The sequence below is a fragment of the Pseudomonas putida genome (assembly GCF_001636055.1).
GTDB lineage: Bacteria > Pseudomonadota > Gammaproteobacteria > Pseudomonadales > Pseudomonadaceae > Aquipseudomonas > Aquipseudomonas machongensis.
In genome coordinates this window covers 601444-623051 of the sequence record NZ_CP011789.1, presented here as the reverse complement: position 1 = coordinate 623051, position 21608 = coordinate 601444, and the positions used below count along the sequence as shown (strand labels likewise).

The 21608-nt window shown below is 64.0% G+C and carries 22 protein-coding genes and 1 pseudogene; 13 read left to right on the top strand and 10 right to left on the bottom strand.

The window, feature by feature from the left end; all coding sequences use genetic code 11:
- Positions 1 to 102: 102 nt before the first annotated feature.
- The 3 genes from AB688_RS02750 to dadA all read right to left on the bottom strand — a co-directional run bounded on the left by AB688_RS02750 (position 103) and on the right by dadA (position 3267).
- Positions 103 to 651, bottom strand: coding sequence for a cupin domain-containing protein (locus AB688_RS02750; protein WP_054894107.1), 549 nt, complete (start codon positions 649 to 651; stop codon positions 103 to 105).
- Positions 652 to 760: 109 nt separating this feature from the next.
- Positions 761 to 1834: an alanine racemase gene (gene alr, locus AB688_RS02745; protein WP_054894108.1), complete on the bottom strand. Its 1074-nt coding sequence runs from the start codon at positions 1832 to 1834 to the stop codon at positions 761 to 763.
- 131 nt (positions 1835 to 1965) lie between these two features.
- Positions 1966 to 3267, bottom strand: a complete 1302-nt coding sequence (gene dadA, locus AB688_RS02740; protein WP_054894109.1) for a D-amino acid dehydrogenase — start codon at positions 3265 to 3267, stop codon at positions 1966 to 1968.
- Positions 3268 to 3422: 155 nt separating this feature from the next.
- Between dadA and dadR the strand changes: the two genes are divergently transcribed.
- A complete protein-coding gene (gene dadR / locus AB688_RS02735) occupies positions 3423 to 3911 on the top strand; it encodes a transcriptional regulator DadR (protein ID WP_003258963.1) in 489 nt (162 codons plus the stop codon).
- A gap of 4 nt (positions 3912 to 3915) precedes the next feature.
- On the opposite strand, the gene AB688_RS02730 is transcribed toward dadR, so the two are convergent.
- A complete protein-coding gene (locus AB688_RS02730; protein WP_054894110.1) occupies positions 3916 to 4266 on the bottom strand; it encodes a YkgJ family cysteine cluster protein in 351 nt (116 codons plus the stop codon).
- A gap of 128 nt (positions 4267 to 4394) precedes the next feature.
- Between AB688_RS02730 and AB688_RS02725 the strand changes: the two genes are divergently transcribed.
- Complete coding sequence (locus tag AB688_RS02725) at positions 4395 to 5687, top strand: NAD(P)/FAD-dependent oxidoreductase (RefSeq protein ID WP_054894111.1); 1293 nt, start codon at positions 4395 to 4397, stop codon at positions 5685 to 5687.
- Here the strand turns inward: AB688_RS02725 and AB688_RS02720 are convergent, their stop codons facing one another.
- Positions 5688 to 5918, bottom strand: coding sequence for a DUF1127 domain-containing protein (locus AB688_RS02720; protein WP_063542038.1), 231 nt, complete (start codon positions 5916 to 5918; stop codon positions 5688 to 5690).
- A gap of 177 nt (positions 5919 to 6095) precedes the next feature.
- On the opposite strand from AB688_RS02720, the gene AB688_RS02715 reads away from it, so the two are divergent.
- Both AB688_RS02715 and AB688_RS02710 read left to right on the top strand, forming a co-directional pair.
- Complete coding sequence (locus tag AB688_RS02715) at positions 6096 to 7526, top strand: PLP-dependent aminotransferase family protein (RefSeq protein ID WP_172964799.1); 1431 nt, start codon at positions 6096 to 6098, stop codon at positions 7524 to 7526.
- A 60-nt stretch (positions 7527 to 7586) separates the two neighbouring features.
- Positions 7587 to 9146: a phospholipase D family protein gene (locus tag AB688_RS02710; RefSeq protein ID WP_054894114.1), complete on the top strand. Its 1560-nt coding sequence runs from the start codon at positions 7587 to 7589 to the stop codon at positions 9144 to 9146.
- A gap of 32 nt (positions 9147 to 9178) precedes the next feature.
- Here the strand turns inward: AB688_RS02710 and AB688_RS02705 are convergent, their stop codons facing one another.
- Both AB688_RS02705 and AB688_RS02700 read right to left on the bottom strand, forming a co-directional pair.
- Positions 9179 to 10318 (bottom strand): MFS transporter, encoded by a 1140-nt coding sequence (locus AB688_RS02705; RefSeq protein ID WP_054894115.1) that lies wholly within the window; start codon positions 10316 to 10318, stop codon positions 9179 to 9181.
- A 127-nt stretch (positions 10319 to 10445) separates the two neighbouring features.
- Complete coding sequence (locus AB688_RS02700) at positions 10446 to 11939, bottom strand: aldehyde dehydrogenase (protein ID WP_054894116.1); 1494 nt, start codon at positions 11937 to 11939, stop codon at positions 10446 to 10448.
- Between the two features lie 197 nt (positions 11940 to 12136).
- On the opposite strand from AB688_RS02700, the gene AB688_RS02695 reads away from it, so the two are divergent.
- Together AB688_RS02695 and AB688_RS02690 are read left to right on the top strand one after the other, a co-directional pair.
- On the top strand, positions 12137 to 12496 hold the full coding sequence (locus AB688_RS02695; protein ID WP_054894117.1) for a cupin domain-containing protein: 360 nt from the start codon (positions 12137 to 12139) through the stop codon (positions 12494 to 12496).
- A gap of 92 nt (positions 12497 to 12588) precedes the next feature.
- On the top strand, positions 12589 to 12792 hold the full coding sequence (locus tag AB688_RS02690; protein ID WP_063542036.1) for a hypothetical protein: 204 nt from the start codon (positions 12589 to 12591) through the stop codon (positions 12790 to 12792).
- A gap of 88 nt (positions 12793 to 12880) precedes the next feature.
- On the opposite strand, the gene rpmG is transcribed toward AB688_RS02690, so the two are convergent.
- The gene (rpmG, locus tag AB688_RS02685; protein ID WP_003253507.1) at positions 12881 to 13036 is read right to left on the bottom strand and encodes a 50S ribosomal protein L33; all 156 of its coding nucleotides are present in this window, start codon (positions 13034 to 13036) and stop codon (positions 12881 to 12883) included.
- A gap of 11 nt (positions 13037 to 13047) precedes the next feature.
- Positions 13048 to 13284 carry a 50S ribosomal protein L28 gene (rpmB, locus tag AB688_RS02680; protein ID WP_054894119.1) on the bottom strand — a complete coding sequence of 79 codons (237 nt, stop codon included), beginning with the start codon at positions 13282 to 13284 and terminating at the stop codon, positions 13048 to 13050.
- Positions 13285 to 13652: 368 nt separating this feature from the next.
- Here rpmB and AB688_RS02675 point away from each other — a divergent pair, with 368 nt between their 5' ends.
- On the top strand, positions 13653 to 15242 hold the full coding sequence (locus tag AB688_RS02675) for an ABC transporter substrate-binding protein (protein WP_054894120.1): 1590 nt from the start codon (positions 13653 to 13655) through the stop codon (positions 15240 to 15242).
- A gap of 65 nt (positions 15243 to 15307) precedes the next feature.
- On the opposite strand, the gene radC is transcribed toward AB688_RS02675, so the two are convergent.
- Positions 15308 to 15988 (bottom strand): RadC family protein, encoded by a 681-nt coding sequence (gene radC / locus AB688_RS02670; RefSeq protein WP_063542035.1) that lies wholly within the window; start codon positions 15986 to 15988, stop codon positions 15308 to 15310.
- 129 nt (positions 15989 to 16117) lie between these two features.
- Between radC and coaBC the strand changes: the two genes are divergently transcribed.
- The 6 genes and pseudogenes from coaBC (at position 16118) to AB688_RS02640 (ending at position 21603) form a co-directional block, all read left to right on the top strand.
- Complete coding sequence (gene coaBC, locus AB688_RS02665) at positions 16118 to 17329, top strand: bifunctional phosphopantothenoylcysteine decarboxylase/phosphopantothenate--cysteine ligase CoaBC (RefSeq protein ID WP_054894122.1); 1212 nt, start codon at positions 16118 to 16120, stop codon at positions 17327 to 17329.
- Positions 17330 to 17334: 5 nt separating this feature from the next.
- Positions 17335 to 17790: a dUTP diphosphatase gene (gene dut, locus AB688_RS02660; protein ID WP_063542034.1), complete on the top strand. Its 456-nt coding sequence runs from the start codon at positions 17335 to 17337 to the stop codon at positions 17788 to 17790.
- 127 nt (positions 17791 to 17917) lie between these two features.
- Positions 17918 to 19291, top strand: a pseudogene (locus tag AB688_RS02655) (phosphomannomutase/phosphoglucomutase); the annotation flags it as partial.
- A gap of 30 nt (positions 19292 to 19321) precedes the next feature.
- Positions 19322 to 20227: an acetylglutamate kinase gene (argB, locus tag AB688_RS02650; RefSeq protein ID WP_063542032.1), complete on the top strand. Its 906-nt coding sequence runs from the start codon at positions 19322 to 19324 to the stop codon at positions 20225 to 20227.
- Between the two features lie 287 nt (positions 20228 to 20514).
- A complete protein-coding gene (locus AB688_RS02645) occupies positions 20515 to 21195 on the top strand; it encodes a CsgG/HfaB family protein (RefSeq protein ID WP_054926178.1) in 681 nt (226 codons plus the stop codon).
- A gap of 39 nt (positions 21196 to 21234) precedes the next feature.
- Positions 21235 to 21603, top strand: coding sequence for a DUF4810 domain-containing protein (locus AB688_RS02640; RefSeq protein WP_054893326.1), 369 nt, complete (start codon positions 21235 to 21237; stop codon positions 21601 to 21603).
- Positions 21604 to 21608: the final 5 nt, after the last annotated feature.

Below are 21608 nucleotides of genomic sequence, written 5' to 3'. Positions count from 1 at the left end.
CGCCACGGTTGGCGAGCGTTGAAAAGTATAGCGGCTACCCGGAAGGCGTGAAACGACCCCACACAGGAAAGGGGTATTGGCGAAACAATACGCTGCGCTGGATCAAAAGTTCGAAGGCGTGGCAGCACTGATCAGGCGGGCAGGTTCGTCGAAAGGGTTGCGGAAACGGTGCGGACGGGTGCTCTCGAAGTAGTAGCTGTCGCCCGCTTCGAGGATGAAGGTTTCGGCGCCGACCACCAGTTCAAGACGGCCTTCGAGGAGGATTCCGGTCTCTTCGCCATCGTGTGTGAGCATCTCTTCACCCGTGTCGGCCCCCGGCGGATAAACCTCGTTGAGAAAGGCGATGGCACGGTTGGGGTGCGATTTGCCGACCAGCTTCATGGTCACCGCGCCGTCGGAAATGTCGATCAGCTCGTGGGCCTTGTAGACGATCTGGGTGGGGCTTTCCGGCGCAAGCTCGACGGAAAAGAACTCGACCATCGACATGGGAATGCCGCTCAGCACCTTGCGCAGGGAGCTGATCGACGGGCTCACGCTGTTCTTCTCGATCATCGAGATGGTGCTGTTGGTTACGCCCGCCCGTTTGGCGAGTTCGCGCTGGGACAGGCCCTTGAGCTTGCGGATGGCTTGCAGTCGTTCGCCGACGTCCAAAGCTTGCGCCTCCAGAAACGGTCGAGATGGGGTCAAATGTGAACGATATCATGGCAATGCCGTTCAGTATTTACAACACGCAAGACCCCAGCCTGTCCGCTTCAGCGCCTCATTCGCCGTAATAATCCAATGGCACGCGCCGCAGGTTGCAGAAGATCTGGTAGGGAATGGTGCCCGCCTGTTGCGCCACGTCACTGGCCAGGACCTGCTTGCCCCACAGCTCGACCGGGCTGCCGATACCCGCTTCGGGCACTTCGGTGAGGTCGACGCAGAGCATGTCCATCGAGACCCGACCAATCAGTTGAGTACGCTTGCCGGCGACCACCACCGGGGTGCCGGTGGGCGCGTGGCGTGGGTAGCCATCGGCGTAACCCATCGCGACCACGCCAACCCGGGTCGGGCGCGGGCTGGTGAACTTGGCACCGTAGCCGACTGGCTCACCGGTCGGCAGTTCGCGCACGCTGATGATCCGCGATTGCAGGGTCATTACCGGTTGCAGGCGCGCAGCTGCGGCCTGCTCGACTTCGAACGGCGTGGCCCCGTACAGCATGATGCCCGGACGCACCCAATCACTCGGCACCTGCGGCCAGCCCAGCACACCGGGGGAGTTGCGCAGGCTGCACTCGGCGGCCAGCCCCTGGCGGGCGGCCTGGAACACGGCGACCTGCTGCTCGGTGGTCGAGGCATCGAGCTCGTCGGCACGGGCGAAGTGGGTCATCAGCACGATGCGCGCGACCTTGCCGCTGGCCAGCAGGCGCTGGTAGGCCTCGTGGTAGTCCTTGGGGTGCAGGCCCACGCGGTGCATGCCGCTGTCGAGCTTGAGCCAGATGTTCAGCGGCTTGCGCACAGCGGTCTGCTCGATCGCTTCGAGCTGCCACAGCGAGTGCACCACGCACCACAGGTCGTGCTCGGCGATCAGCGCCAGCTCGCTGGCCTCGAAGAAGCCTTCGAGCAGCAGCACCGGAGCCTTGATCCCTGCGGCACGCAGCTCCAGGGCCTCTTCGATGCAGGCAACGGCGAAACCGTCAGCCTCGGTCTCCAGCGCCAGGGCGCAACGTACCGCACCGTGGCCGTAGGCATCGGCCTTGACCACGGCAAGGGCCTTGGCGCCGGACAATTCACGGGCCAGGCGGTAGTTGTGACGGAGGGCTTGGAGGTCGATCAGGGCACGGGCGGGGCGCATGGAGGGCAGCCTTCTGGTGGATCTGTTTATGACGGAGGAACGGTGCTGGCCTTTTCGCGGGCAAGCCCGCTCCCACAAGTCCTCATCCTGCCGTGGGAGCGGGCTTTCCCGCGAAGAGGCCAGCGCTGCAATTACTGGTGAGCCGATACCGGGCTACCGTGGCCAGCACTCTCGCGGCTGTTGCCGTAGCGCGAGATATCCAGCCCTTCGGCACTGATCTGCGGCTTCTTGCGCGCGATCAGGTCGGCCAGCAGGCGACCGGAACCGCAAGCCATGGTCCAGCCCAGGGTGCCGTGACCTGTATTGAGGAACAGGTTGCGGAACGCGGTGCCACCGACGATCGGGGTGCCATCCGGAGTGGCCGGGCGCAGGCCGGTCCAGAAACTGGCCTGGCTCAGGTCGCCGCCGCGAGGATAAAGGTCGTTGACGATCATCTCCAGCGTTTCGCGTCGACGCGGGTTCAGCGACAAGTCAAAACCGGCGATTTCAGCCATGCCACCGACACGGATACGGTTGTCGAAACGGGTGATGGCGACTTTGTAGGTTTCGTCGAGAATGGTCGACGTCGGCGCCATGTCGGCATCGGTGATCGGCACGGTCAGCGAGTAGCCCTTGAGCGGATACACCGGTGCCTTGATGCCCAGCGGCTTGAGCAGTTGCGGCGAATAGCTGCCCAGCGCCAGCACGTAGCGATCGGCTGTCTCCAGCTTGCCGTCGATCCACACGCCATTGATACGGTCACCGGCATGGTCCAGGCGCTGGATGTTCTGGCCGAAGCGGAACTCGACGCCCAGCTTGATGGCCATGTCGGCCAGCTTGGTGGTGAACAGCTGGCAGTCGCCGGTCTGGTCGTTGGGCAGGCGCAGGGCGCCAGCAAGGATGTCCTTCACGCCCGCCAGCGCAGGCTCCACGCGGGCGATGCCGTCGCGGTCGAGCAATTCGTAAGGCACGCCAGACTGCTCGAGCACGGCAATATCCTTGGCTGCGGCATCGACCTGGGCCTGGGTGCGGAACAGTTGGGTGGTGCCCAGGGTGCGGCTCTCGTAGGCGATGCCGGTTTCGGCGCGCAGCTCGTCGAGGCAGTCGCGGCTGTACTCGGACAGGCGCACCATGCGCTCCTTGTTCACCGCATAGCGATTGGCGGTGCAGTTGCGCAGCATCTGCGCCATCCACAGGTACTGGTCGACGTCACCGGTCAGCTTGATGGCAAGCGGTGCGTGGCGCTCGAGCAGCCACTTGATGGCCTTGAGCGGCACGCCTGGCGCGGCCCAGGGCGAGGCATAGCCGGGCGAGATCTGGCCAGCGTTGGCGAAGCTGGTTTCCATGGCCGCAGCCGGCTGGCGATCGACCACCGTCACTTCGAAACCTTGCCGGGCCAGGTAATAGGCACTGGCGGTTCCGATCACACCGCTACCAAGTACCAGAACTCGCATCGTTTATCCCTCGCACGCGGTACACCGCAGTCTTTTGTTGAAATGGCATGGATGCGCGCAGTATAAGAATCTCAGCCCAGTGCTTTTCACTATATAAAAACCTATATTTGGCGAGAATTCTCGGCAAAAACGCCTTTCACGGAGGGGCATCCCCTATGAGAACCCAACACCAAAGCAAACGTGAACTGGACAAGATCGACCGCAACATCCTGCGCATCCTGCAGAATGACGGGCGTATCTCCTTCACCGAGCTGGGCGAGAAAGTCGGGTTGTCCACCACCCCCTGCACCGAACGTGTCCGCCGCCTGGAACGTGAGGGCATCATCATGGGCTACAACGCCCGCCTCAATCCGCAACACCTCAAGGGCAGTCTGCTGGTGTTCGTCGAGATCAGCCTGGACTACAAGTCCGGCGACACCTTCGAAGAGTTCCGCCGCGCCGTCCTCAAGCTGCCGCATGTGCTGGAGTGCCACCTGGTGTCGGGAGACTTCGACTACCTGGTGAAGGCGCGCATTTCCGAGATGGCCTCGTACCGCAAGCTGCTGGGCGACATCCTGCTCAAGCTGCCGCATGTGCGCGAATCGAAGAGCTACATCGTGATGGAAGAAGTCAAAGAGAGCCTCTGCCTGCCAATTCCGGACTGAACCGTCAGACCAGCACCTGGCGGGTGCTGGCGATATAGCCATGGATCAGCCGCTCGGCCTCGGGCTCGATCGGCTGCTGCGGACCACGACCACGGGGGCAGGCCATGCGCGGCGTGGTACCGAACAGGCGGCAGATCAGCGGGCGCTCTTCATAGACGGTGCAGCCTTGCGGGCCGAGGTGCACACAGTCCAAGCGCTCCAGCGCGGCATCCTGCTCGGCCTGGGTCTTGCGTGGCAGGCGAGCCATCTCTTCACTGGATGTGGTAACCGGGCCACAGCAGTCGTGGCAGCCGGGCTCGCATTCGAAGGACGGGATGAGTTCGCGCAGGAACTGGATCTTGTGGTTGCAGGGCATGGGCGGTGTGTCGTCGAGGTTTGTGAGGATTATAGGGCCATTCGCCGAGCAAGCCCTCGCCCGGTTGCCCAACCGCGAAACCCCAGCTTATCCTCGCCCCCTTCGCACCGACTCCAGGGCCTTCCCAGATGATCCACAGCGCGCAGCACGCCGCCTCCTACTATGCCGCCAGCAGCGCGCCGCAACCGGACTACCCCAGCCTCGAAGGCGAGCACAGCGCCGATGTGTGCATCGTCGGCGGCGGTTACTCGGGCCTGAATACCGCCATCGAGCTGGCCGAGCGCGGCTTCTCGGTGATCCTGCTCGAAGCCCGCAAGATCGGCTGGGGCGCCAGCGGTCGCAATGGCGGGCAGTTGATCCGCGGCGTTGGCCACGATGTCGAGCAGTTCCTGCCAGTGCTCGGCGAGGATGGCGTGCGCAGCCTCAAGCTGATGGGCCTGGAGGCCGTGGAGATCGCACGTCAGCGTATCGAGCGCCACGCCATCGCCTGCGACCTGACCTGGGGTTACTGCGACCTGGCATACAAGCCCGCCGAGCTGGACGGCTTCGCTGAAAATGCCGAAGAGCTGCGCAGCCTGGGCTACCGCCACGAGGTCCGCGTGGTGCCCGCGTCCGAGATCCGCAGCGTGGTCGGATCCGACAGCTTCGTCGGCGGCCTGGTCGACATGGGCTCGGGCCACCTGCATCCACTCAACCTGGCCCTGGGCGAAGCGGCCGCCGCCGAGCGCCTGGGCGTGAAGCTGCACGAGGGTTCGGCAGTAACCCGCATCGACTACGGCCCGCAAGTCCAGGTGCACACGGCGCGGGGCCGCGTGCGCGCCAGTACGCTGGTGCTGTGCACCAACGCCTACCACAACGACCTCAACCGCGAACTGGGCGGCAAGGTGCTGCCCGCCGGCAGCTACATCATCGCCACCGAACCCCTGGGCGAAGCACGTGCCCGCCAGTTGCTGCCACAGAACATGGCCGTGTGCGACCAGCGCGTGGCGCTGGATTACTTCCGCCTGTCCGCCGACCACCGCCTGCTCTTCGGCGGCGCCTGCCACTACTCCGGACGCGACCCGAAGGACATCGGCGCCTACATGGGCCCGAAGATGCTCAAGGTGTTCCCGCAGCTGGCCGGCGTGCGCATCGACTACCAGTGGGGCGGCATGATCGGCATCGGTGCCAATCGCCTGCCGCAGGTCGGGCGCCTGGCCAGCCATGCCAACGTCTATTACGCCCAGGCCTACTCCGGCCACGGCCTGAACGCCACGCACCTGGCCGGACGCCTGCTGGGCGAGGCCATCAGCGGCCAGCAGGCGGGGCGCTTCGACCTGTTCGCCAAGGTACCGCACGCGACCTTCCCTGGCGGCAAGCACCTGCGCTCGCCGCTGCTGGCGCTGGGGATGCTCTGGTACCGACTCAAGGAGCTGCTCTGATCACGCTCGCCAGAATGGCTTGCACCCTTCCTCCCGAGCCTGCTGGCGGCTGATGCCGATATCCAGCAACTGGTGATCGCTCAACTCGCGCAGCACCCTGCGCGAGCGCCAGCGATGCACCATCAGCCCCAGGCGACCCAAGCCCACAGGGGCACTGGAAACCTTGGGCCACTGCCCTGCGCGCAATTCTTCCGCCAACAGTTGCAGCCGTACATCGCTCAAGCCGTTCATTGCCATGTCTCCTGATTGCCTCGAAAGCTGGAGAAAGCATGCGCTCGGCAGACATGCACGATACAGATTCAACACAGGATTATTATTTCCATACAGAATTGGCGCAACGACGGCTGAATGCCGTATTTTTGGCCAATCTGTATCGCTCACCTTGCCCAACGTGTGCAGGAGTATGCCGTGACCCTCTACATGAACCTCGCCGAATTGCTCGGTGCCCGGATCGAACAAGGCCTGTATCGTCCCGGCGAACGGCTGCCGTCGGTGCGCTCATTGAGCCTGGAACACGGCGTCAGCCTGAGCACCGTACAGCAGGCCTATCGCCAGCTGGAGGACAACGGCCTGGTGGCTCCGCGCCCCAAGTCCGGCTACTTCGTCACGGAAAATCGCAGCCTGCCGGCCCTGCCCGCCATCAGCCGCCCCGCCCAACGCCCTGTGGATATTTCCCAGTGGGAACAAGTGCTCGAATTGGTACGTGCCAGCCCTCACCCCGACGTGATCCAGCTCGGCCGCGGCATGCCCGACATCGAGAGCCCGACGCTCAAGCCCCTGCTGCGCAGCCTTGCCCAGCTCAGCCGGCGCCTGGACATGCCAGGGCTGTACTACGACAACATCCACGGCAACGAAGCCCTGCGTGAACAGATCGCCCGCCTGACGCTCGACTCAGGTTGCAACCTCGGGCCAGGCGACCTGGTGGTGACAACTGGTTGTCACGAAGCGCTGTCGACCAGCATCCGCGCAGTGTGCGAGCCGGGCGACATCGTCGCGGTGGATTCGCCCAGCTTCCACGGCGCCATGCAGACGCTCAAGGGCCTGGGCATGAAGGCGCTGGAGATCCCCACGGACCCAACCACTGGTATCAGCCTGGAGGCGCTGGAACTGGCGCTGGAGCAATGGCCGATCAAGCTCATCCAGATCACCCCCAGTTGCAACAACCCGCTGGGCTACATCATGCCCGAGGCGCGCAAGAAGGCCCTGCTGACCCTGGCCCAGCGCTACGACGTGGCGATTCTCGAAGACGATGTGTACGGCGACCTGGCCTACACCTACCCACGCCCACGCACCATCAAATCGTTCGACGAGGATGGCCGCGTACTGCTCTGCAGCTCGTTCTCCAAGACTCTGGCCCCAGGCCTGCGGGTCGGCTGGGTGGCGCCCGGGCGCTATCTGGAGCGGGTGCTGCACATGAAGTACATCAGTACCGGCAGCACGGCCTGCCAGCCCCAGTTGGCGATCGCCGACTTCATCGCCGAAGGCCACTATCAGCCGCACCTGCGCCGAGTCCGGGCGCAGTACCAGCGCGCCCGCGACCAGATGAGCGACTGGGTGACCCGCTACTTCCCGCCCGGCACCCGCGCCAGCCGGCCCCAGGGTGGCTTCATGCTGTGGGTGGAACTGCCCGAGAGCTTCGACACGCTGCGGCTCAACCGTGCGCTACTGGAACAGGGCGTACAGATCGCCGTCGGCAGCATTTTTTCGGCGTCGGGCAAGTACCGGCACTGCCTGCGCATGAATTTCGCCACCCGCGCCACCCCGGAAATCGAGGCGGCGGTACGCAAGGTAGGTGAAACTGCCTATCGCCTACTGGCGCAGGACAGTGACGCCGGGTAACTTTGCAGCGCTTTGCACGGTCCAACCTTCCAGTGACCTGTCGTACAGGACGATTCGCCTTTGAGACTCCAGCGGGCTCTGCCCCTCCTGCTGGCGCTGCTGCTCGGCCTGAGCGGCTGCGCCAGCGTCGATGCACCTCGCGACGTGAGCCAGGCGCTGCCGGCCAACGACTCGGCGTTCGGCCGCTCAGTCCAGCGTCAGGCCGCGCCCTATGAGGGGCGCTCCGGCTTTCGCCTGCTACCGAACAGCAACGAAGCCTTCCGCGCCCGCGCCGAGCTGATTCGCAACGCCCAGACCAGCATCGACCTGCAGTACTACATCGTCCACGATGGCCTGAGCACCCGCGCCCTGGTGCACGAGCTGCTGCGCGCCGCCGACCGCGGCGTGCGGGTGCGCATCCTGCTCGACGACACCACCAGCGATGGCCTGGACAGCCTGATCGGCACCCTCGCCGCCCACCCTCATATCCAGATTCGCGTGTTCAACCCGCTGCACCTGGGCCGCAGCACCGGCCTGACGCGTGCCATGGGGCGGCTGTTCAACCTGTCGCTGCAGCACCGACGCATGCACAACAAGCTGTTCCTGGTCGACAACAGTATGGCCATCGTCGGCGGCCGCAACCTGGGTGACGAGTACTTCGACGCCGAGCCCAACCTGAACTTCACCGACATCGACCTGCTGGGTGTAGGGCCTGTGGCCGAGCAACTCGGGCACAGCTTCGACCAGTACTGGAACAGCGCCCTGAGTCGGCCGATCGGCGACTTCCTGTGGAGCACGCCGGACGCCAGCGACCTGCGCGCTAGCCGCCAGCGCCTGGAAACCTGGCTGGCGCAGGCCAGGGTGCAGCGCAAGGCGCTGTACGACCGACTGATGGCCTATCAGACCGCGCCACGCCTGGACATCTGGCGCAACGAGCTGATCTGGGCACACAGCCAGGCGCTGTGGGATGCGCCGAGCAAGGTGCTGGCCCGCGGCGAGCCCGACCCCCAATTGCTGATGACCCAGCAACTGGCGCCGGACCTGAAGAACGTACACCGCGAGCTGATCCTCGTCTCGGCCTACTTCGTGCCGGGCGAGCCAGGCCTGCTGTACCTCACCAGCCGCGCCGACGCCGGCACCTCGGTCAAGCTGCTGACCAACTCGCTCGAAGCCACCGATGTGCCGGCCGTGCACGGCGGCTATGCACCCTATCGCCGAGCCCTGCTAGAACATGGCGTGGAGCTGTTCGAGCTGCGTCGCCAGCCCGGCGACCCGAGCGCCGCGCGCGGCGTCCTCAGCTTCAAGGGCCAGTCCGACTCGAGCCTGCACAGCAAGGCAATGGTCTTCGACCGGCGCAAGACCTTCATTGGCTCCTTCAACTTCGATCCCCGCTCGGTGCTGTGGAACACCGAGGTCGGGGTGATGGTCGACAGCCCCGAGTTGGCCGAGTACACCCGCGCGCTGGCCGAACAGGGCATGGCGCCGGCCTTGAGCTATCAACCGAAGCTGGTGGACGGGAAGATGGTCTGGGTGACCGAGGACAATGGCCAGGTGCATACCCTGACCGCTGAGCCGGGCGGAATATGGCGCCGGTTCAATGCCTGGGTGGCCAAGGCGGTGGGTTTGGAGAAGATGCTCTAGCGGACGGGCCGCGCGAGTGCGGCCCGGCTATTTCAGGCAGAGGCGGGCTCGAACGCACCGGGACGCCGGGTCAGCAGCACCAGCCCTGCAGCCCCTGCAGCCATCAGGAACAGCAAGGCATGTCCACTGACCCACTGGCTCCCTGCCCCGGCCAGCAACGGCCCGAGCAAACAACCGATACCCCACAGTTGCGCCACATGGGCGTTGGCACGCACCAATGCGTCATCGCGATAACGCTCGCCGATCAGGATCAGCGACAGGGTGAACAAGCCCCCCGCGCTCGCACCGAACAGTACCCACAGCGGCCACACCGCCGGGGTGTGCAGCAGCAGCGGAATCGCCAGGCTCGAACCCAGCAGACTCACCGCACAGCCACTGAACAAGGCTTGCCGGGACATGCGATCGGCCAGGGCGCCAATTGGCAACTGCAGCACGGCATCGCCGACCACCACGGTGCTGACCATGAACAACGCCACTTCGGCGGTGAAGCCCTGCTGCAACACATACACCGGCAGAAGCGTCAGAATCATCGCCTCGAATGCCGCGAACAACGCAATGGCCCAGGCAATGACCGGCAAACGCCGACAGAAGGCGAACAGGTCGCGGAAGGTGACGCTGCACGCCTCGGTCGACGGCGCACCACCGCGGCCAAGCAGGAGCAAGGGTGCGAGCAACAGCAGGCCGCTGGCGGCCCAGAAACCGAAATCATCTTCCGAGCCGAGAAAGCCCAGCACCAGCGGCCCGGCCAGCTGGCTCAGGGCATAGCTGCTGCCATACAGCGCCACCAGCCGCCCGCGCCACTGCTCGACCACCAACTGGTTGATCCAGCTTTCGCCGAGGATGAACACCACCGTCAGTGACATGCCGATCAGCAGGCGTAGCGCCAGCCACAGCGGATAGCTGGGCAACACTGCCACCAGCACGATCGACAACGCACCGCCCCACAGGCACAGGCGCATCGCCGATGGCACGCCGACCCAACCCGCCAGGCGGCTGGCCAGGCTCGCGCCGAGCAATACGCCGATTGCCGGCATCGCCGCCATCACGCCAATGGCGAACCCGCCGTAGCCCCAGCCTTCCAGGCGCAGGGATACCAGCGGCATGCTCACGCCGAGCGCAAGCCCGACACTGAGCACCGACGCCAGTACGGCAAAGTAGGTTCCCCAACGCATTGCAGACCCCCAGGTAAATTTGTTCAGGCCCATTCGCGGGCAAGCCCGCTCCCACAGGTACGCCGCCGCTCGCAAGGACGGCGCTGGGCCTGTGGGAGCGGGCTTGCCCGCGAAGAAGACTACCGGTTTACAGCTTGATCCAGGTCGCCTTCAGCTCGGTGTACTTCTCCAGTGCATGCAGCGACTTGTCACGGCCGTTGCCCGACTGCTTGAAGCCGCCGAAGGGTGCGGTCATGTCGCCGCCGTCGTACTGGTTGACCCACACGCTGCCAGCACGCACGGCGCGGGCAGTCTTGTGCGCCTTGGAGATATCGGCGGTCCAGATGCCAGCTGCCAGGCCATACGGGGTATCGTTGGCGATGGCGATGGCCTCTTCGGCGGTGTCGAAGGCGATCACCGACAGCACCGGGCCGAAGATTTCTTCCTGGGCGATCTTCATGGCGTTGGTCACGCCGTCGAAGATGGTCGGCTCGACGTAGGTGCCGCCGGTCTCTTCGAGGATGCGTTTGCCACCGGCCAGCAGTTTGGCGCCGTCCTGATGACCGGCGTCGATGTACGACAGCACGGTGTTCATCTGCTGAGTATCGACCAGCGCACCGACCGTGGTGGCCGGATCCAATGGGTTGCCTGGCTTCCAGGCCTTGAGGGCCTCGACCACCAGCGGCAGGAACTTGTCCTTGATCGAGCGCTCGACCAGCAGACGCGAGCCAGCGGTGCAGACCTCGCCCTGGTTGAAGGCGATGGCGCTGGCAGCGGCTTCGGCGGCGGCCTGCAGGTCAGGGGCGTCGGCGAAGACGATGTTCGGGCTCTTGCCACCGGCTTCCAGCCAGATGCGCTTCATGTTCGATTCGCCCGCGTACACCATCAGTTGCTTGGCGATCTTGGTAGAACCGGTGAACACCAGGGTATCGACATCCATGTGCAGGGCCAGGGCCTTGCCGACGGTGTGGCCATAGCCAGGCAGCACGTTCAGCACGCCTGCCGGGATGCCGGCCTCGATGGCCAGTTGGGCGATGCGGATGGCGGTCAGCGGGGACTTCTCGGACGGCTTGAGCACCACCGAGTTGCCGGTGGCCAGCGCCGGGCCGAGTTTCCAGCAGGCCATCAACAGCGGGAAGTTCCATGGAACGATGGCACCCACGACGCCTACCGGCTCACGGGTCACCAGGCCCAGTTGGTCGTGCGGGGTCGGTGCGACCTCGTCGTAGACCTTGTCGATGGCTTCGGCAGTCCAGTGGATGGCCTGGGCAGCGCCCGGAATATCGATGGTGGAGGAGTCGCCGATCGGCTTGCCCATGTCCAGGGTTTCCAGCAGCGCCAGTTCCTCGACATGCTTGCGCAGCAGGTCGGCGAAGCGGATCAGCTTGGCCTTGCGCTTGGCAGGAGCCAGTTGCGACCAGACGCCAGAGTCGAAGGTGGCGCGAGCGTTTTCCACGGCGCGGTTGGCGTCGGCCAGGTCACAACTGGCAACCTTGGCCAGGAAACGTCCGTCGACCGGGCTCAGGCACTCGAAGGTTTCGCCGGAGGCGGCGTCGGTGTATTCGCCGTTGATGAAGGCGCGGCCTTCGATCTTCAGTTGCTGGGCACGCTGTTCCCAATCCGCACGAGTCAGGGTGGTCATACGAAACTCCTCCTCTTGTTAAGGTGCAGCCCCGTATTGAGGACTCACGGGCACTGTCAGAAATTCTGGCCGGGCGACAAGCGCACACGGGCATCCGACACCCTAAACCAGGCCGGTTAAACTATCAATATATTTGACACGAATGGCTTAAAAGCCTACTGATGTGCATTTTATTAAACAACAACAGGGTATCCAGCATGAGCATCGACAGCATCATCGACTTCGCCCAGGTCCTTACCGAAGCCGAGCGCTATCGCCCGGCGGCCGAGAAAATTCTCAAGGGCGAGCCGGACCAGGCGGTTTACAACCACTATTCGAGCCCCTGCGGGCAGTTCGCCGCGGGCGTCTGGGAGGGTGAGGTCGGCCAGTGGACGGTGAATTACACCGAGCACGAGTATTGCGAGATCGTCCAGGGCGTTTCGGTCCTGCGCGACCAGGATGGCGGCGCCAAGACCCTGCGGGCCGGTGACCGCTTCGTCATCCCGGCCGGTTTCAAGGGCACCTGGGAGGTGCTGGAAGCGTGCCGCAAGATCTATGTGATGTTCGAGCAGAAGTAACGGGGCTTGCGAGGATTAAGTACCGCATCCGTCGAACGGGAGGCTGCAACGATGGCAGCGTCCATTTCCGGACAGTCGACAAGGAACAGCATATGACTACCGACATCCTCGCCCCTGCACGCCACGTCATCGGTTCGCGCTACGTTGAAAGCGTGGGCGCCTACATTCTCGAGCTGACGGGCCTGAGTGCAGTTCGGATTGTTACCGGCGCCGCAGACCTGCGGGACTACAGGTCCGACCAGGTCAGGATCGATGTAGACGACGAAGGCATCATAAGCGGCCTGCGCAACTACTGAACCCTGTGGCGCGTAAGCTACGCCTGAAAAGGCAGCAATAAAAAAACCCGCTTCCTTTCGGTTGCGGGTTTTTTTGGTTGCCGATCAATTACTTGATCTTGGCTTCCTTGTACACCACGTGCTTGCGGACGACCGGATCGTATTTCTTGATCTCGATCTTGTCCGGAGTGGTGCGCTTGTTCTTGTCGGTGGTGTAGAAGTGGCCGGTACCGGCACTCGAAACCAGACGGATCAATTCACGCATGATGTTCTCCCTTAAACCTTGGCGCCAGCTTTACGGATGTCGACCAGAACGGCATCGATGCCGCGCTTGTCGATGATACGCATGCCTTTGGCGGAAACGCGCAGACGCACGAAACGATTCTCGGATTCAACCCAGAAACGGTGGTGCTGCAGGTTCGGCAGGAAACGACGACGGGTTTTGTTGTTTGCGTGGGAAATGTTGTTCCCGGTTACCGGACCCTTACCGGTAACTTGACAGACTCTCGACATGCCTCAGCCCTCTAAAACCACATGCCCAACCCGGCATGGGTTGGCCGCTTAATCTCTCAGTCTATGGCGCCAAGGCGCCGTGTTTCCGGGGGTCTTATCGAACCGGCTCAGATGAGCGACAGACCGAGCCCCTAGAAAAGAGCGCTGCTTTATACCAGAAAGGGTCGGCCACAACAACAGAAGATGCACATTCCGATCGGGCCGATCGCGCCCGGCCAGCATAGCGACAAGGCCCGCGCACTGTCGACCGCTCGTCGCCGCGCAGCATAAAAATCAGGTGGTCATTTCCCGACTGGCGCACTAGGGTAGGACGTTTCCGCCTCCAGACTGCACTGGCAGATGGGCCCCTGACCAGCCGAGGATCCACCATGCGCGTCGCCGCCCTTTCCGTTCTATTCACTTCCCTGCTCGCCGCAGGCATCGCCCAGGCAGCTCCGCTGTCGGTGTGCACCGAGGCCAGCCCGGAAGGTTTCGACGTGGTTCAGTACAACTCGCTGACCACTACCAACGCCTCGGCCGACGTGCTGATGAACCGCCTGGTCGAGTTCGACGCGGCCCAGGGCAAGGTGGTGCCGAGCCTTGCACAAAGCTGGACGGTCTCCAAAGACGGCCTGGTCTATGACTTCACGTTGCGCGGCGGCGTGAAATTCCACAGCACCGACTACTTCAAGCCGACCCGCGAACTGGACGCCGACGACGTGTTGTTCAGCTTCCAGCGCATGCTCTACCCCGCCCATGCCTGGCACAAGACCGCACCCGGCGGTTATCCGCACGCCCAGTCGCTGCAGTTGGGCAACCTGATCAAGTCGATCGAGGCGCCCGATCCACAGAGCGTGCGCTTTACCCTCACCCATCCGGACGCGACCTTCCTGGCCACCCTGAGCATGGGCTTCGCCTCGATCTACTCGGCCGAGTATGCCGACAAGCTGCTCAAGGCCGGCACGCCCGAGAAGCTCAATAGCCAGCCCATCGGCACCGGCCCGTTCGTCTTCCAGCGCTTCCAGAAGGACGCCCTGGTGCGTTATCGCGCCAACCCCGACTACTTCGGCGGCAAGCCTGCGGTCGACCCGCTGGTGTTCGCCATCACCACCGACCCGAACGTGCGCCTGCAGAAGCTCAAGCGCAACGAATGCCAGGTAGCCCTGTCGCCCAAGCCGCTGGACATCGCCGAAGCCGCGAAGAACGACAAGCTGAAGGTAGCCTCCACCCCGGCCTTCATGACCGCCTTCGTGGCCATCAACAGCGAGCACCCGCCGCTGGACAAACCCGAAGTGCGCCAGGCGATCAACCTCGCCTTCGACAAACCGGCCTACCTCAAGGCCGTGTTCGATGACACCGCCATCGCCGCCAACGGCCCCTACCCGCCCAATACCTGGAGTTACGCCAAGGACCTGCCCGGCTACGCGCTGGACCTGAAGAAGGCCAAGGCGTTGCTGACCAAGGCCGGCCTGGCCGACGGCTTCAGCACCACGATCTGGACCCGGCCGTCGGGCAGCCTGCTCAACCCCAACCCTAGCCTCGGCGCACAAATGCTCCAGGCCGACCTGGCGAAAATCGGCATCAAAGCCGAGATCCGTGTGATCGAGTGGGGCGAGCTGATCCGCCGGGCGAAGGCCGGTGAACATGACCTGCTGTTCATGGGCTGGGCGGGCGACAACGGCGACCCGGACAACTTCCTCAGCCCGCAATTCTCGTGCGCGGCGGTCAAGTCCGGGACCAACTTCGCGCGTTTTTGCGACAGCCGTCTCGACCAGTTGATCAACGCCGGACGCACCACCAACGACCAGAGCGTGCGCAGCCGCCTGTACCAGCAGGCGCAGACGCTGATCCAACAACAGGCGCTGTGGCTGCCGTTGGCGCACCCGACCGCCTCGACCCTGCTGAGCAAGGGCGTCGAGGGCTATCAGGTGAGCCCATTCGGGCGGGTGGACTTCAGCAAGGTGTCGGTGGAGCGCTGACTGGCATTCGGTGTCGGCCTTTTCGCCGCTGCGATTTACCCGCGAAAAGGCCGGCACTGCCTCCACTACGCCCCGATCCAACCCTGTTCCACCATCGACAACGGCTCGCCATCGCCTACGATCACGTGATCGAGCACACGCACGTCGATCAGCGCCAGCGCCTGCTTCAACGTGCGCGTCAGGTGGACATCGTCCTGGCTCGGCGCGCTGTTGCCCGACGGGTGGTTGTGACAGATGATCAACGCCGCCGCGTTATGCAGCAGCGACCGGCGCACCACCTCACGCGGATAGATGCTCGCCCGGTCTATCGTGCCGCGAAACAGGATCTCGAACGCCACGGGCCGGTGCCGGGTGTCCAGGAACAGGCAGCCGAACACCTCGCAGCGCTCATGACGCAGCATCGACTTCAGGTAGCGCCGCACCGCAGCAGGGCTTTCCAGCGCCGGCGCGCGTTCGATGGTTTCGTCCAGGTAGCGTCGTCCGATCTCCAGCAGTGCCTGCAATTGCGCGTACTTCACCGGCCCGATGCCCGGCTCGCGCAGCAGCGCGGCGCGGTCGGCCTCGAGAAACACCCGCAACCCGCCAAAGCGCTTGAGCAGGCTGCGCGCCAGGTCGACCACGTTGCGCCCGGCAACGCCAGAGCCCAACAGCACTGCCAACAACTCCCCATCCGACAGCACCTGCGCCCCACGCGCCAGCAACTTCTCCCTCGGCCGCTCGTCCAGCGGCCATTCCCTGATGTTCATACCCCTCCTTGCGTTGTACTGCGGCGCCTTCAAGCCCTGTGTTAATCTATTTCGCCTCGTTAAATGCGACGTTCTGCCGCAGGCAATTTCAAACGTCGCCGCCCGCTTTCACTGGAAAAAGGCAAGCCTATGCAGCGGCTGTATCGCAAGCGCATCGTTCTCGGCGTGGGTGGCGGCATTGCCGCCTACAAGAGCGCCGAGCTGATTCGCCGACTCCTGGAACACGGCGCGCAGGTGCGTGTCGTCATGACCCGCGGCGGCGCCGAGTTCATCACTCCGCTGACCCTGCAGGCGCTCTCCGGCCACCCGGTGCACATGGACCTGCTCGACCCTGCCGCCGAGGCTGCCATGGGTCATATCGAACTGGCCAAGTGGGCCGACCTGGTGCTGATCGCCCCGGCCACCGCCGACCTGATGGCGCGCATGGCCCAGGGCATGGCCGATGACCTGCTGACCACACTGGTGCTGGCCACCGACGCCACCGTCGCCGTCGCCCCGGCCATGAACCAGGCCATGTGGCGCGACCCGGCCACCCAGGACAACCTCGAGCTGCTCAAGCGCCGTGGCATCCAGGTATTCGGCCCGGCCTCCGGCAGCCAGGCCTGTGGCGACGTCGGCCTGGGCCGCATGCTCGAAGCCACCGACCTTGCCTGGTGCGCCGCCGAGAGCTTCAAGCGCCAGGCCCTGACCGGCAAGCACGTGCTGATCACCGCCGGCCCGACCCAGGAAAACATCGATCCGGTGCGCTACATCACCAATCATAGTTCCGGGAAGATGGGCTTTGCCCTGGCCGAAGCGGCCGCCGAAGCCGGGGCCCGGGTGACCCTCGTCACCGGCCCCGTGCACCTGCAGACCCCCGACCGGGTCAACCGCATCGACGTGGTGAGCGCGCGGGACATGCTCGCGGCCTGTGAAGCAGCCATGCCGTGCGACCTGTTCATCGCCTCGGCAGCAGTCGCGGACTACCGTCCCGAGGTGGTCGCCCCGCAAAAGCTCAAGAAAGACCCTACGACCGGCGACGGCATGCTGCTGCAGATGGTGCGCAATCCGGATATCCTTGCCACCCTCGCTGGCCGTGCTGACCGCCCGTTCAGCGTCGGTTTCGCAGCCGAGACCGAGCACCTGCTCGATTACGCAACGCGCAAGCTCAAGGACAAGAACCTCGACCTGATCGTCGCCAATGATGTGGCCAACCCCAGCATCGGCTTCAACAGCGAGGAAAACGCCCTGACCGTAATCGACCGCCAGCAGCACCAGACCCTCTTCGCGCAGACCAGCAAGGGCAAGATCGCCCGGCAACTGGTCGCCTTCATCGCCGAACGGCTCAATCAGGTTCAATAAGTTCCATGCACGCTCTTCAAGCCAAGATCCTCGACCCACGCCTGGGTACCGAATTCCCCCTGCCGCAATACGCCACCCCCGGCTCCGCTGGCCTGGACCTGCGCGCCCTGCTCAAGGAAGACACCGTCCTCGAGCCGGGACAGACCCTGCTGATCCCCACCGGCCTGTCGATCTACATCGGCGATCCAGGCCTGGCAGCGATGATCCTGCCGCGCTCGGGCCTTGGTCATAAGCACGGCGTAGTGCTGGGCAACCTGGTCGGCCTGATCGACTCGGACTACCAGGGCGAGCTCATGGTCTCGTGCTGGAACCGCGGCAACACGCCGTTCACCATCAGCATCGGCGAGCGCATCGCCCAGCTGATCCTGGTACCGGTGGTGCAGGCGCATTTCGACATCGTCGAAGCCTTCGACGAAACCCAGCGTGGCAGCGGCGGTTTCGGTCATTCCGGGACCCGCTGAGCCGACCGTCGGGGCCATGGACGGCGAACTCTCGGGGCTATCTACCGTCCAAGCGTTCAGTTTGCGCTTACCCAGAAGCCTTTGACCCTTGGAGTCCCCAGAGATGAACGACATGGCCCAGCTGGTACCCGCATTGCCAGACAGCATCTTCCGCGCCTATGACATCCGCGGCATCGTCGGCAAGACGCTGCACGCCGAAACCGCCTACTGGATCGGCCGCGCCATCGGCGCCCAGACCCTCGCTCAGGGCGAGCCGAAGATCTCCGTGGGCCGCGACGGCCGCCTGTCCGGCCCGATGCTGGTCGAGCAACTGATCAAGGGCCTGGCCGATGCCGGTTGCCAGGTCAGCGACGTCGGCCTGGTGCCCACCCCCGCGCTGTACTACGCCGCCAATGTGCTGGCCGGTACGTCAGGCGTGATGCTCACCGGCAGCCACAACCCGTCGGACTACAACGGCTTCAAGATCGTCATCGCCGGCGACACCCTCGCCAACGAGCAGATCCAGGCCCTGCTGACCCGCCTCAAGACCAACGACGTACCGCGCGGCGAAGGCCACGTGGAAAAGGTCGAGATCCTCGAGCGCTACTACCAGCAGATCACCGGCGACGTGAAGCTGTCGAAAAAGCTCAAGGTCGTGGTCGACTGCGGCAACGGCGCCGCCGGGGTGATCGCCCCGCAACTGATCGAGGCCCTCGGCTGCGAGGTGATCCCGCTGTTCTGCGAGGTCGACGGCAACTTCCCCAACCACCACCCGGACCCGGGCAAGCCGGAGAACCTCGAAGACCTGATCGCCAAGGTCAGGGAAACCGGCGCCGACATCGGCCTGGCCTTCGACGGCGACGGTGACCGCGTGGGCGTGGTCACCAACACCGGCAGCATCGTCTACCCCGATCGCCTGCTGATGCTCTTCGCCCAGGACGTGCTGTCGCGCAACCCCGGCGCCGAGATCATCTTCGACGTCAAATGCACCCGTCGCCTGACTCCACTGATCGAACAGCACGGCGGCCGCGCCCTGATGTGGAAGACCGGTCATTCGTTGATCAAGAAGAAGATGAAACTGACCGGCTCGCTGCTGGCCGGCGAGATGAGCGGACACATCTTCATCAAGGAACGCTGGTACGGTTTCGACGACGGTATCTACAGTGCCGCACGCCTGCTGGAAATCCTCAGCAAGGCCGACCAGGATGCCGAAAGCCTGTTCGCCGCGTTCCCGAACGATATTTCCACACCGGAAATCAACATCGATGTGACCGACGAGAGTAAATTCAGCATCATTGATGCACTGCAACGCGACGCCGACTGGGGCGAAGCCAACCTGACCACCATCGACGGTGTACGGGTCGACTACCCACACGGCTGGGGCCTGGTCCGCGCCTCCAACACCACACCGGTGCTGGTGCTGCGCTTCGAGGCCGACAGCGAGGCAGAACTCGACCGTATCAAGGCTGTATTCCGCACGCAGTTGCTGCGGGTCGATCCCGGCCTGCAACTGCCGTTCTGACCGACTATCTGTTCCTCACTGGAGCCCTGCATGACCCTCGATCGCGATGCCGCTTCCCATGTAGCCGAGGTTTTGTCCGAAGCACTGCCCTACATCCGCCGCTTTGTCGGCAAGACCCTGGTGATCAAGTACGGCGGCAACGCGATGGAGAGCGAAGAGCTCAAGACCGGCTTTGCCCGTGACATCGTGCTGATGAAGGCGGTGGGCATCAACCCGGTGGTCGTGCACGGCGGCGGCCCGCAGATCGGCGACCTGCTCAAGCGCCTGTCGATCGAGAGCCACTTCATCGACGGCATGCGCGTCACCGATTCGGCGACCATGGACGTGGTGGAGATGGTCCTGGGCGGCCAGGTCAACAAGGATATCGTCAACCTGATCAACCGCCACGGCGGCAGCGCCATCGGCCTGACCGGCAAGGATGCGGAGCTGATCCGCGCCAAGAAGCTCACCGTCAGCCGCCAGACCCCCGAGATGACCACCCCGGAAATCATCGACATCGGCCATGTCGGCGAAGTCGTGGGCGTGAACACCGAGCTGCTGAACATGCTGGTCAAGGGCGACTTCATCCCGGTGATCGCGCCGATCGGCGTGGGTGCCAACGGCGAGTCTTACAACATCAACGCTGACCTGGTCGCCGGCAAAGTCGCCGAAGCCCTGAAAGCCGAGAAGCTGATGCTGCTGACCAACATTGCCGGCCTGATGGACAAGCAGGGCCAGGTGCTCACCGGGCTGACCACCGAGCAGGTCAACGAGCTGATCGCCGACGGCACCATCTACGGTGGCATGCTGCCGAAGATCAAGTGCGCACTGGAAGCCGTGCAGGGCGGCGTGAACAGCTCGCACATCATCGATGGCCGCGTACCGAACGCGGTGCTGCTGGAGATTTTCACCGACAGCGGCGTGGGTACCCTGATCACCAATCGCAAGCGCCACTGATGCTTTGAGCGACGGCCCGCTCCTGCATAACCCGTAGGAGCGGGCTTGCCCGCGAAAAGTACACCGCGGTAATGGCACCGGCCATACGGGTGTTCGCTGCGATTCTGCGCCCCGACAAGCTTGCTCCTCCAAGGATCGCGCAGGCTTGGCCGAACCAGAACAATGAAACATGGCGCAATGCCATTATTTTTCTCTGTCCCGCCCTCAACTTTCTCTCTAGGCTGCCGACACAACGTGGCAGAATGCACGCCCGTTGCAAATAGTTGCTATTTACCTGGAGAACTCGCGTGAAATACGCATCACAAGGACTCGTGCTGGCAGCTGCCGTCGCGCTCGGGTCCATCGCCGGCTGCGCTACCGAAACTTCCACCGCCGTGGCCGTACAACAGGTCGAGAGCGTCAGCCGCCCGTACAGCGGCGTGCGTGCACCGATCGCCGTAGGCAAGTTCGACAACCGTTCGAGCTACATGCGCGGCATCTTCTCCGACGGCGTCGACCGCCTCGGCGGCCAGGCCAAGACCATCCTGATCACCCACCTGCAGCAGACCGGCCGTTTCAACGTGCTGGACCGCGACAACATGGGTGAGATCCAGCAGGAAGCCGCAATCAAAGGCCAGGTCCAGCGCCTGAAGGGCGCCGATTTCGTGGTGACGGGCGACGTTACCGAATTCGGCCGCAAGGAAGTCGGTGACCACCAGCTGTTCGGCATCCTCGGTCGCGGCAAGACCCAGATTGCCTACGCCAAGGTCGCGCTGAACATCGTCAACATCAGCACCTCCGAAGTGGTCTATTCGAGCCAGGGCGCCGGCGAATACGCCCTGTCCAACCGTGAAGTCATCGGCTTCGGCGGTACCGCCAGCTACGACTCGACCCTCAACGGCAAGGTTCTCGACCTGGCCATGCGCGAAGCGGTGAACAAGCTGGTCGGCGCTGTCGAAAGCGGCCAGTGGAAGCCGCAAGCGCAGTAAGACCCTGCAGCAAGACGACAACGACAAGGAAGCACGTAGATGAGCATCACCCGCTCGGCCTGGCGCACTGGCGCCGGGCTCCTGCTGGCCAGCGCCCTGCTGGTCGGTTGCAACTCGCAGAAGCCGCTGTACCAGTGGGAAAGCTACCAGCCGCAAGTACGCGAATACTTCAACGACCAGTCGAAGGAAGAACAGGTCATCGCCCTGGAGCGCGACCTGGAAAAGATCAAGGCCAAGAACGGCGCCGTCCCTCCTGGGTATCACGCGCAACTGGGCCTGCTCTACTCGAGCCTGGGCAAGGACGACCAGATGATCCAGCAGTTCCGCACCGAGAAGGCGCTGTTCCCTGAGTCGGCGGCGTACATGGACTTCCTGATGAAGAACGCCACGCAAGGAGCGAAGCAGTGATCAAG